This window comes from Synechococcus sp. RC10B2 (genome assembly GCF_047502635.1).
In genome coordinates this window covers 1-10,743 of sequence record NZ_JANSHO010000037.1, presented here as the reverse complement: position 1 = coordinate 10,743, position 10,743 = coordinate 1, and the positions used below count along the sequence as shown (strand labels likewise).

7 protein-coding genes and 2 tRNA genes are annotated in these 10,743 nt (G+C 59.5%); 6 read left to right on the top strand and 3 right to left on the bottom strand.

What is annotated here, in order from left to right:
- The first annotated feature begins 81 nt into the window (after positions 1-81).
- From NW855_RS04615 to NW855_RS04605, 3 genes are all read left to right on the top strand, one after another.
- Positions 82-318: a DUF3148 domain-containing protein gene (locus NW855_RS04615; protein ID WP_041438293.1), complete on the top strand. Its 237-nt coding sequence runs from the start codon at positions 82-84 to the stop codon at positions 316-318.
- A gap of 203 nt (positions 319-521) precedes the next feature.
- The gene (gene serA / locus NW855_RS04610) at positions 522-2,105 is read left to right on the top strand and encodes a phosphoglycerate dehydrogenase (RefSeq protein ID WP_414402893.1); all 1,584 of its coding nucleotides are present in this window, start codon (positions 522-524) and stop codon (positions 2,103-2,105) included.
- 102 nt (positions 2,106-2,207) lie between these two features.
- Positions 2,208-3,521, top strand: coding sequence for a bifunctional folylpolyglutamate synthase/dihydrofolate synthase (locus NW855_RS04605; RefSeq protein WP_240527673.1), 1,314 nt, complete (start codon positions 2,208-2,210; stop codon positions 3,519-3,521).
- A 62-nt stretch (positions 3,522-3,583) separates the two neighbouring features.
- Here the strand turns inward: NW855_RS04605 and NW855_RS04600 are convergent.
- A tRNA-Pro gene (locus NW855_RS04600) sits at positions 3,584-3,657 on the bottom strand.
- 305 nt (positions 3,658-3,962) lie between these two features.
- Between NW855_RS04600 and NW855_RS04595 the strand changes: the two genes are divergently transcribed.
- Entirely contained in the window at positions 3,963-4,163 is a 201-nt protein-coding gene (locus tag NW855_RS04595) for a hypothetical protein (RefSeq protein ID WP_041438291.1), read from the top strand.
- A 328-nt stretch (positions 4,164-4,491) separates the two neighbouring features.
- Here the strand turns inward: NW855_RS04595 and NW855_RS04590 are convergent, their stop codons facing one another.
- Positions 4,492-4,938 carry a hypothetical protein gene (locus NW855_RS04590; RefSeq protein ID WP_011430201.1) on the bottom strand — a complete coding sequence of 149 codons (447 nt, stop codon included), beginning with the start codon at positions 4,936-4,938 and terminating at the stop codon, positions 4,492-4,494.
- A gap of 157 nt (positions 4,939-5,095) precedes the next feature.
- Between NW855_RS04590 and NW855_RS04585 the strand changes: the two genes are divergently transcribed.
- Positions 5,096-5,168, top strand: a tRNA-Arg gene (locus NW855_RS04585).
- Here NW855_RS04585 and NW855_RS04580 read toward each other — a convergent pair.
- The gene (locus tag NW855_RS04580) at positions 5,169-7,838 is read right to left on the bottom strand and encodes a GAF domain-containing protein (protein WP_414508408.1); all 2,670 of its coding nucleotides are present in this window, start codon (positions 7,836-7,838) and stop codon (positions 5,169-5,171) included. It lies immediately after the preceding tRNA gene.
- A gap of 909 nt (positions 7,839-8,747) precedes the next feature.
- Here NW855_RS04580 and NW855_RS04575 point away from each other — a divergent pair.
- The gene (locus NW855_RS04575) at positions 8,748-10,523 is read left to right on the top strand and encodes a primary-amine oxidase (RefSeq protein WP_414508407.1); all 1,776 of its coding nucleotides are present in this window, start codon (positions 8,748-8,750) and stop codon (positions 10,521-10,523) included.
- Positions 10,524-10,743: the final 220 nt, after the last annotated feature.

Below are 10,743 nucleotides of genomic sequence, written 5' to 3'. Positions count from 1 at the left end.
TAGCGGGCTTTTCCGGCGCGCACTCAAGTGCGGGGCTACCAAGCTATCCTTTTGTTGTGTAGCGTCGATGCTTGTGGGGTCATGTCTGAAGCTCAAGATTTGCTGCCGGTGGGGGCGAGGGTTGAGGTGGTAGAGATGCCGCCTTACTTGAAAACGGCTGACCCGATGCCGATGTTGCGCCCCGCCCATTTGATTCGGCTGCACGAACAAGGGGTGATCTTGCAGCGGCGGCTGTTGGGCACCTACAGTGTGCAGTTTGCCAATGGCATCTTTTTAATTGACGGCAAGTACCTGGCTCTTGTGGGATCCCGCCCGTGAGCGCCCCATCTCCGCCGGAGCTCAGGAGACTGGGACTTTTGCTCTTTGGGAGCTGCGGGTCTTGCGCGTGCCGGCGGACTTTCGCGGTAGATTAAAGGGTGCCGGCTGAGGTTGGGTCAACAGGGTGGCTGGGATCCAGCCTAGCTTGCAGTATTGGCTCTTCTGCTTCTGTTGCCCTACATCCGATTAGGCTATCGTCGCTTATGCCCAGAGTTATCGTCACGGATCCCATCGATCAGGCGGGGATCGACATCCTCTCCCAAGTGGCCCAGGTGGATGTGCAAACCGACCTTACGCCGGAGCAGTTGATCGCGGTCATTCCCAACTACGACGCCATCATGGTGCGCTCCGGCACGCGGGTCACCCGCGAGGTGATCGAGGCGGGGACGAACTTGAAAATCATCGGTCGGGCGGGGGTGGGCGTGGACAACATCGACGTGGCTGCCGCCACCAAAGCTGGGATCCTGGTGGTCAACTCCCCTGAGGGCAATACGATTGCTGCCGCCGAGCACGCCATCGCTCTGATGATGGCCCTCTCCCGCCACATCGCCGATGCCAATGCCTCTCTGAAAGCGGGCCAATGGAAGCGGCAGGAGTTTGTCGGGGTAGAAGTCTACAAAAAAACGCTGGGGATTGTGGGATTGGGTCGCATTGGATCCCATGTGGCCCAGATTGCCAAGGCGATGGGGATGCGGCTTTTGGCCTACGATCCCTACCTTTCGATGGAGCGGGCGGAGCAACTGGGGGTGCGCCTAGTGGATTTCAAAACCTTGGTGCAGGAGTCAGACTACATCACCCTGCATGTCCCCAAGACCCCTGAGACTACTAACCTGTTCAACGCTGAGACCTTCCGCATGATGAAGCCGACCGCCCGCCTGATCAACTGTGCCCGCGGCGGCTTGGTGGACGAGCAAGCCCTTTATGAAGCTCTCAAGTCCGGCCAAATTGCGGGGGCGGCCCTGGACGTCTTTGCCGACGAGCCCCTCAGCAAAGACTCACCTCTCCTTTCCTTGGGCAAGGAGATCCTGCTGACACCTCACCTGGGGGCCTCTACCGAGGAGGCGCAGGTCAACGTAGCCATCGACGTAGCCGAGCAGATCCGCGATGTGTTGTTGGGGCTGCCTGCCCGTTCTGCCGTGAACATCCCTGGCCTGCAGGCGGAGGTGCTGCAAAGCCTCAAGCCCTACCTGGACTTGGCGGAAACTTTGGGCAACTTAGTGGGCCAGTTGGCGGGGGATCGGGTGAGCCAGTTGGAGATCCGCCTCCAGGGATCCCTTGCGGAAAAAGATGGCCAGCCGATCGTCATCGCCGCGCTCAAGGGGCTTTTGACGCTGGCTCTGCGGGAGCGCGTCAACTACGTCAATGCTTCCATCGAGGCCAAGGAACGAGGCATTCGCGTGGTGGAGACGCGAGATCCCTCTTTGAAGGATTACTCCGGATCCCTGAGGTTGATTGCCCACGGCCCCAACGGGGTGCGTTCTGTTTCGGGGGCGCTGATCGGGGAGCGGGAGGTGCGCATCACCCAGATCGACGAGTTCCCGGTGAATGTGCCCCCCTCCGCCAACATGCTGATGACCCTGCACCGGGATATGCCGGGGATCATCGGCCGCATCGGCACCCTGCTGGGGGCCTACAACGTCAATATCGCCAGCATGCAGGTGGGGCGCAAGATCATCCGCGGCGATGCGGTGATGGTGCTCAGCCTCGACGATCCTCTGCCAGATGGGATCATCGAAGAGGTGTTGAAGCAGCCGGGTATTCGCGATGCTTTTGTGGTGAACCTTTGACGGCTTCTGCCGCCACTGGGGAAGTGCGCAACCGGCCTGAGCAGAGGGGAGGGCAATCTCTTTGCTGGGGTTGGTGGGGATATCTTGAGTTGAGGTGAACGCTTGAGTCCGAATCACTTGCCGCCGACGGGTGGGATCTCAACCTGGGATTGGCCGGGGTTTCTGGAGTCGCTAGGCCACTTTGGCGTCGACCTCAGCCTGGATCGCATGCAGGTTTTGCTGCAGCGCCTGGGCCAGCCCCAAGCCGGGATCCCAGCCATCCACGTGGCCGGCACCAACGGCAAGGGATCCGTCTGCGCCTGGGTCAGCCACGCGCTGTGGGCGGCGGGCTATCGCGTCGGTCGCTACACCTCTCCCCACCTGGTCAATTGGCGGGAGCGGATCTGGCTGAGCGGCGAGTACATTTCGCCAGGCGACTGGAGCCGGGTGTTGGCCCAAGTGCGAGATTGCCTGCAGACCTACGCTCCAGGCGAGGCTTCCCCCACCCAGTTCGAGGCCATTACCGCCGCTGCCTGGCTGTACTTTCGGCAGCAGAAGGTGGACATTGCCGTGATGGAAGTGGGGCTGGGGGGGCGGCTGGATGCCACCAACGCCGGCATCGAGCCGGTAGTGACCGCCATTACCTCCATCGGCTGGGATCATTGGCAGCGTCTGGGCAACAGCCTGGCGCAAATTGCCTTTGAAAAAGCCGGCATTCTCAAGCCGGGGATCCCGACTGTGTGCGCGCCCCAACCCCCTGAGGTGATGGCCGTGATCCGGGCTAGAGCCGAGCAGACGGGCAGCCCCCTGCGGGTGGTGGAGCCCCTGCACTGGGCCGGTCCTCAGACTGTCTGCTGGCGGGATCAGGTGCTTACCCTGCCTCTTGCCGGTGAGGTGCAACTGATCAATGGGGCGGTAGCTCTGGCCGTTGTGGAGACCCTGCAGGAACAGGGTTGGCGGATCCCAGATGTCGCTGTCGAGAAAGGATTTGCCCTCACCCGTTGGCCGGGTCGCCTACAGTGGGTGCAAATTGGCTCCCGCCAGCTGCTGCTGGATGGGGCCCACAACTTGCCCGCCGCCCAGGCGCTGCGCCGCTACCTAGATGAGCACCAGCCCGGCCCCCTCACCTGGTATATGGGCATTCTCACCACCAAAGACGTCAAGGGCATGCTCGCCACCCTGCTGCGGCCGGGGGATCGCTTCTTCGCCCTGCCCCTCTTCGGCCACGCCGGAACCCATCCGCAAGAACTGGCCCACCTGGCCCAGATCTTGCAGCCCCATCTTCGCTCTGTCCAGGCGCTGCCGGATCTTGCCGCTTTACAAGCCCAACTGCAGCAGCCGGCTGACCTCGACGAGCCGCCCGCGGTTATCTGTGGATCCCTATACCTCTTGGGCCAGGTGATGCAAGCTTGCCTGGGATGGGATCTGGCCTGCTGAGGTTCCTGCCACCAGTTTGGCCGAGCGCCCGGAGACCCCTAGCGCTTCCCCTACCGGCCCCATCGGGATGACAGGATTTGAACCTGCGGCCCTCTGCTCCCAAAGCAGATGCGCTACCAAGCTGCGCTACATCCCGCTCTTGTAATTATGGCAGATGATCAGCTAGAAAGCGCAGGAGCCCCGCCCTGTACCTCCCTAGATCCCCCCGCCCCCCTGCCCCCCGTATACGGGGGGTTGGGGGGGAAGGGGGGCGGTCGGAGCCGGGTAGTGTACGCCAGAGACGAAGAAAGTGTAACGATTTCTCCAACAATTTCGCCGATGTTCTTTAAGAGATTTTGGGGAAGCCAGACAAACTTTTGCGTTATCTGACAAGAAGGTGAAGGAGAAGGGGAGGTTCTGGCTCCTGCGGTAGAAAGGTAGTGGGGCGAGTTGGCCTTGTCTATGTCCGATGAGCTGCTGCGTGCAATCCGCAGACGCGACCTAGAGGCCGCCACCTCAGCCGTGCAGCGCTTGCGTTCCCGCCACCTGAGCGAGGCTGTGATTACCTCGATGGTGATGGTGGCCGTGGAGCGACTGGCCTGGGATGAAGGCGATCGGGCCGCTGCCAGTTGGTTGCTACGTCACTGCTCCAGACGGCGCTGAAGGGATCCGGGCCGAGCGAACGCCTAAAGCACCTGCTGCTCGCGGAGAACCTCGGCCAGCAACCCCGCCAGGGAAGCGGCGATCCCGACCATCGAACACTAGCTCTGCCGTATTGCCCTCCCGGCCAAGGATGAGGATCCCTGGACGGAACACCTCCAGATTTTCAGCTAGAAACCGCAGGAACCCCCCCTATCCCCCCGCCCCCCTGCCCCCCGTATACGGGGGGTTGGGGGGGAAGGGGGGGCGGTCGGAGCCGGGTAGTTTACAGACGAAAACTCATTATGCTCTATCCCTTCCCACCGTCTATACGGTGGGAAATTCCGCGCATTTAAGTGCGCGCCAGCCAGCGCCGCAGCGGATGCCAGGCGGGCAAAGACAAAATCCAGCGGGACTGGCGCTCCAGCATCAAGCGCTCAATAGGATAGAGCCCAAACAGCTCGTAGCGGCTTTGGGCGATCAAGATCCCCAGCGTGAAGCTGACGCAAAGCAGCAAACCAAAGGTGGGCCAGCCGGGCCGGTAAAATAGGGCATAGCGCAGGCCTGTCCAGGTGAAATGGTTCCACAGGCGAACAATATCTGCCCGCAGCGCCCAAAGGCTGGGGATCCCGACCAGCAGCCACAACAGGCCCAGAAAGAGGAAGCTGCCGCCATGGTAGAGGCGCAACAGGCGCCTGGCTGGCGGAGAGAGAGATTCCAGGCCGGGAGGGTTTTCCGACCCCCAGCCGCGAGCAGCCTTCTTTTCCTCGACTGAGCTAGGATCGCGAGGCGATGACATCGAGATCCCGGTTCTCCAAACCAAGACCTTGTCATGATAACTTTAGCGACTGGGATCCCCAAACGAAGCTCCTTGGGGGGCATTAAGAGAGCGGGTTAAGCCGCGTAGCCGACCTCAGAGAGGAAACTCCTCCAAGGATATAATGGCTCTGCAGCTTGCCTTGCTAGCTCAATGGATAGAGCACCGACCTTCTAAGTCGATGGTTGCAGGTTCGAGTCCTGCGCAAGGCGCTAGGTGGATTCGCCTGGGATCCCGGCTTGTGGCGTTCGACTTTGAGAGGGGCACCACACTCGAAAGATGACTTGGCCAGAGTGACTTGCCACCGTCAGGGATCCCTCCAAGATCTCCATAGCCTTTTTGGCCAACGCCAGGCCCAGGCCCGTTCCCCCGGCCTTGCGGCGATCCAACTGCGGGATACGGTAAAACTTCTCAAACAAGCGGGGCAGCGCCTCTGGAGGAATTTCCACCCCTGTATTGCCCACCTCGATCAGCCAGCCGGGACGGCCCTGTTGATGGCTCTGGCTAAAGCGCAAACAGATGCTTTCCCCAGCCGGCGTGTACTTGCAGGCGTTGTTCAAAAGTTCGCCCACCACCCGCGACAACAGGCTCTCATCCGTGCAGAGGGGCAAAAGGTCGGGATCCCATTCCACCTGGAACTGTTGGCCTTGCTGCGCAGCCCGCAGCCGGAAGGGCTCGCAAAGATTGGGGATCCATTCCTGGGGAGATAAACAGGTAAGTCTGAGGACTTTGTTTCCGGATTGGAGGGCTTGCAATTCCAATAAGTCGTTGATTAACTCCAGCTCGCGGTTGGTCTGCATCTCCAAAATTTGAAAGTAGCGCCTTTCCCGCTCGGTTAGGTTGGCTTTGGATAAAAGCCCAATGGCCAGCTTCATGTTGGTGAGAGGCGTGCGCATTTCATGGGAGACCATGTGCAGAAACTCATCCTTGAGTTGGTTGAGCTCCTGCAACTGCTGCACCTGGCGCTGAATTGTCTGATAAAGACGTGCTTGGCGAATGGCGATGGCACATTGGCCGGCTACCCGTTGGATGAGCTGTTGTTCCCGCTCGGTAAATATCTGCCCCGGTGGACGGGATCCACAAATATCTCCCAAAACAAGCAGTTCCTCGTGTTGAGCTGTCAGATCCCTTTTGTCGCAAATGGGAGCGATGATCAGGGTGTAGCGGTCGTGGTTGGGCCAGCAGGGGTGATGGAGATTGCTGAAGTGGCAAAGCTGTCCGCGCCGGAGCTGACGAAGCACATGGGCGAAATCCGCAAACGAAACCTCCAGGGGGAAGCGCCGGATCCCTTCTCCGGCCAAATAGTCCACCGCCAAAACGCTGACCTGCCGCTCTGGGTCATACAGGGCAATGGCGCAATTGGATAGGTTCAAGCTGAGGGCCAGTTCTCGGGCTACCGTTTCCAAGATTTTTTGTTCGTCCAAAGTGGAGCGAATTTCTTCGGTGATGAGCTGGAGTAGCGCTTCGTCGTTGTAAGCTTGTTCGAGCTCTGCATTGCGCACCCGTACTTGGTAATCCAATTCGGCATTGGTCTGCTGCAGCTTTTGATAAAGTTCTGACCGCTGAATGGCCACCGCCAGGTGATCCCCAATGGCCTTGGCCAGCTCGATCTCGTCGGTTTGCCAATCCGGATCTGAGGTCAGGCGCCGCAGGGACAGGGCACCCCACACTTTTCCCTGGCAAGCCACTGGGATCACCAGCCAAGGGCCCAGGTGGTATTCTCGCTTCTCATAAATGGCAAAGGGATCCAAAACTTGCTCGGGATCCGGCGCATGAAAAACTTGCAGCTGCTTCAAGTATTGGATGGCCACAATGTCTGGACTATCCGGGATGTGCAGGTGAAGGGCAGTGGGCAGATCAGGCGATTGGACGTAGCTGGCAACACCTAACCATACAGCCTCAGCCGGCAGGTACTGGTAAAGGGTAACCCGTGCTGCCTGTAACACTGCCCTCACTTCCCGGACTGCCACATCAAACAGGGTGGGCAAGTCGAGCGAGGCGTTGATGGCCTGAATGAGCTGGCTGAACAGCCTTTCTCGCTGCAATTGCCGCTGCAGCTTCAGCTCGGCTTGCTTACGAGGGGTGATGTTTCTAATGATCATCAGGACTTGATCTTCCCCAAAGGGAACGATGCGGGCCTGGCGATATTGGGGCTGAGGGGATCCCTCTGGGCAGGGGTATTCGATCTCTTGAGCTTGCCGGGTTGCCAAGGCCAGCTCCAGATGCTCGCGAATGGCTTGGGCTATGGGTTCCGCCCCACCGGTGCAACCGGTATCAGGAAACAGCTCTTCAGGAGTTTTGCCCAGGTAGTAGGCAGGGGGATGGGGGACAGAAAAATGGCTGGGCGGCTTGAACTCCAGACAGCGGCCCTGGCGATCCAGACGAAGCAGCATGTCGGGCAGGGCTTCCAGGAGCTGGCGATAGTGGCGCTCTCGCTCGGCCAAGGTGATCTCTAATTGCTTGCGCTCGCTGATATCCAGGGTCACCCCGACAACCTGGCCGGGATCCCCTTTCTGCCCCAAGAGCACAATCCCCTGGGAAAGCTGCCAGCGCATCTGGCCGTCGGCCTGGTAAACCCGATATTCCACCGAAAAGTTGGGATCCCCCTCTACCGCCCTGGGCCCAGCCGTCTGCAAAGCTTCTTTCACCCTTTGGCGATCTTCCGGGTGAACGTGCTGCAAAAACACTTCCAGGGTGAAATCTTGGCCGGGATCCAGCCCGTATTTGGCCTTGCATTGGGGAGAGGCACTCAACTTCCAGGTGCGCAAATCCAGTTGCCAATAGCCCAGTTGGGTGGCTTCTAAGGCCAAATAGAGATGCTCTGGATAAAAGCTGCCGTCTCCTGGCCGCACCGGCACCAGGCGGTATCGAGTTGAAGCCATCTCCCTCACCAGATTCTATGAGCCCTGCCTCATTGTGGACGATTTTCAGAGAACCTGGGAGATCCTACTATTCGAACTGTTAGAAATTCCTAACCTTAAGCATGGCTCCAGGGTAACTCTTAGATATGTGTTCTCCGACACCAAACCTTCAACTTGAGCTGGACTTCAACTTCACGGGGAGAAGGCCTAGGGTCACACCCTGCTGATGCGACCGGGAGGCTTTGGGCCGGGCTTGTGGGAAAGGGGGGTGCCTCTGCTATAGTATCGTCAGTTGCATTTCGGATCCCAAGTGGTGGGATCCCCCTGGCAGGTAGGGTCAGGGCAGGCTTCGAGATGTCTTTGCGCTCTTGCGAGAGTTGACGTTGCGTTGAGCTTTCTCGGTGTGATCCTGCCCTTAGCCTGCGTGAAGCGTTTCTTCTTTTTTATGCTGTTCTATGCAACGCTAAGCCTGACGTTTAATCACAGAAAACTTCTCCTGCTCTCGAGTTTGGGTTTATCTGTAGTAAGACCTGTATTCAGATTTTCCCGATGGGTTGACGGTTTCCTGTTCGCCCTGGCGCGGCTTCTCAAGGTGCCGTTGCCCTCTTCATTTGGTTAGCGGACGGGGAAACAGAAGATTGCTAGATCTGGACAATTAGCAGGGCCGAGGTTGTCTTCACTTCCTTGGGCTTTGGCTTAAGTTTTCCTTTCCCCGGGTATCTCTTGCAAAGTTGCCCGATGTTGGCGATGGCAACAGGATAGTCTGTTTAGCCTGCTGTTAGGTTTTCTGGATTCTCTGAGTTGGGTTGATGGGCTGGCCCGCGGCATGGCGAGCGAAGGGATCCCTTTGACCTTTCTCAGCAGACTTCTCCCTATTTTTTCCTAGCTCAACTCAATCATTTTCCAACCGAAGAATTCAAGGTTATTGCTGTGGTTTGTGAAGTTTCTCCCAGTTTGGATCGACATAGCCAGTCGAGTGAATCTGCTTTGCTTGGCCAGGCTTCATTGCCCCAAGGCCACCCCTTGGATCCCCTCAGTGCTGAGGAGATGCGGCAAGTGGTGCAGATCCTGCGCCGGCAACGGCTCCTCAGTTCTCAGGGGCGCTTTGTGACCATCCAGCTACAAGAGCCGGAGCGGCCTTGGATGGAAGCGTGGCAGCCGGGGCAGCCGTGGGATCGGCAGGCTTTCGTGGTGCTGTTGGATCCGGCCAGTGGCAACACCTACGAAGCCGTGGTCTCTCTGTCAACACAGCAGGTGCGCTCTTGGCAGCTCGTTCCGGGCGTGCAGCCCCCTCTGCTCGACGATGAGGTGTACGCCTGCGACCGCCTGCTCAAAGAGGATCCCCAATTTTTGGCGGCTCTGCAGCGGCGGGGGATTGCCGATGTGGATTTGGTGATGGTGGACTACTGGACGGTGGGCTACTTCGGGATCCCGGAAGAAGAAGGGCGGCGGCTGGTGCGAGGCTTTTGTTTCCTACGTACTTCCCCTTGCGACAACGGCTATGCCCGCCCCATCGAGGGGCTCTACCCCTGGATTGACCTCAACCGCATGCAAGTTGTCAAGGTGGAGGATCGGGGTCTGTGGCCCTTGCCGCCGGAGTCCGGTAACTTCGACGAGCTGTTTTTCAAAGATTTTCGCCAAGACTTGAAGCCGCTAGAAATCACTCAGCCCCAAGGGGTGAGCTTCCAGGTGGAGGGGCACCACATCCGCTGGCAGAAGTGGGATCTGCGCATCAGCTTTAACCCGCGAGAGGGGCTCGTCCTCCACCAGGTGAGCTACGAGGATCAAGGCCGCCTTCGCCCCATTCTCTACCGCGCCTCGGTAGCCGAGATGGTGGTGCCCTACGGGGATCCGCGGGATCCCCACTGCCGCAAGAACGCCTTTGACGTGGGGGAATACGGCATCGGCATGCAGGCCAATTCCCTGCGCCTGGGCTGCGACTGCCTGGGGGAGATCTACTACTTCGATGCCTGGCTGCCCAGCAACAGCGGCGAGCCCATGCTCCTCAAAAACGCCATCTGCATGCACGAAGAAGACTTCGGCGTGCTCTGGAAGCACACCGACTGGCGCACGGAGCGAGCCCAGGTGCGGCGCTCGCGGCGGCTGGTGCTCTCTTTCTTTACCACCATCGGCAACTACGACTACGGCTTTTTCTGGTACTTTTACCAGGATGGCACCCTGGAGTTCGAGGCCAAGCTCACCGGCATTATCAACACCTGCGCCACCCTGCCGGGGGAGGAGCCGGAATTTGGCGTCTTGGTGGCGCCGCAGCTCTCTGGTCTCAACCACCAGCACTTTTTCACCGTTCGCCTGGACATGGCGGTGGATGGGCCGGGCAACTCCCTCTACGAAGTGCATGCCGAGCCGCTGCCGCCGGGGCCGGATAACCCCTACGGAAACGCCTTCCGCGCCCGCTCCACCCTGCTCAAAACCGAGCAGGAAGCTAAGCAAACGGTGGATCCCTTGCGGGGGCGCTACTGGAAGATTGTCAACCCCAACCGCCACAATCGCCTGGGGCAGCCGGTGGCCTACAAGTTGATCCCAGGAGAAAATGTCCAGCTCCTGGCCCACCCCGACTCCTGGCTGTATCGACGGGCGGGGTATTTGGCCCACCACCTCTGGGCCACACCCTATCACCCTGGCGAAAAGTTCCCGGCGGGGGACTACCCCAACCAACACCCCGGTGGGGAAGGGCTGGTGAAGTGACATCTTCTCCCGCTAAGCCCTGACGGGCTGTAGACGGGAGCTTCCGAGAATCACTTCTCGGAGTTGCTGCTTCAACGGACTGGTAAACCAGGATCCTCCACAGCCAGAGAGCGGCAGTCCCACCGCCCCCCTATATCCCCCCGTATACGGGGGGACCTGAGTCCACGCTTCAAAATCTCGATAGCAGCGTTCAAGTCTCTGTCCCACGACCCGCAACGGG

Coding starts and splice junctions, on each gene's coding strand:
- NW855_RS04615 (WP_041438293.1), top strand. CDS start 82: ATGTCTGAAGCTCAAGATTTGCTGCCGGTGGGGGCGAGGGTTGAGGTG.
- serA (WP_414402893.1), top strand. CDS start 522: ATGCCCAGAGTTATCGTCACGGATCCCATCGATCAGGCGGGGATCGAC.
- NW855_RS04595 (WP_041438291.1), top strand. CDS start 3,963: ATGTCCGATGAGCTGCTGCGTGCAATCCGCAGACGCGACCTAGAGGCC.
- NW855_RS04590 (WP_011430201.1), bottom strand. CDS start 4,938: ATGTCATCGCCTCGCGATCCTAGCTCAGTCGAGGAAAAGAAGGCTGCT.
- NW855_RS04580 (WP_414508408.1), bottom strand. CDS start 7,838: ATGGCTTCAACTCGATACCGCCTGGTGCCGGTGCGGCCAGGAGACGGC.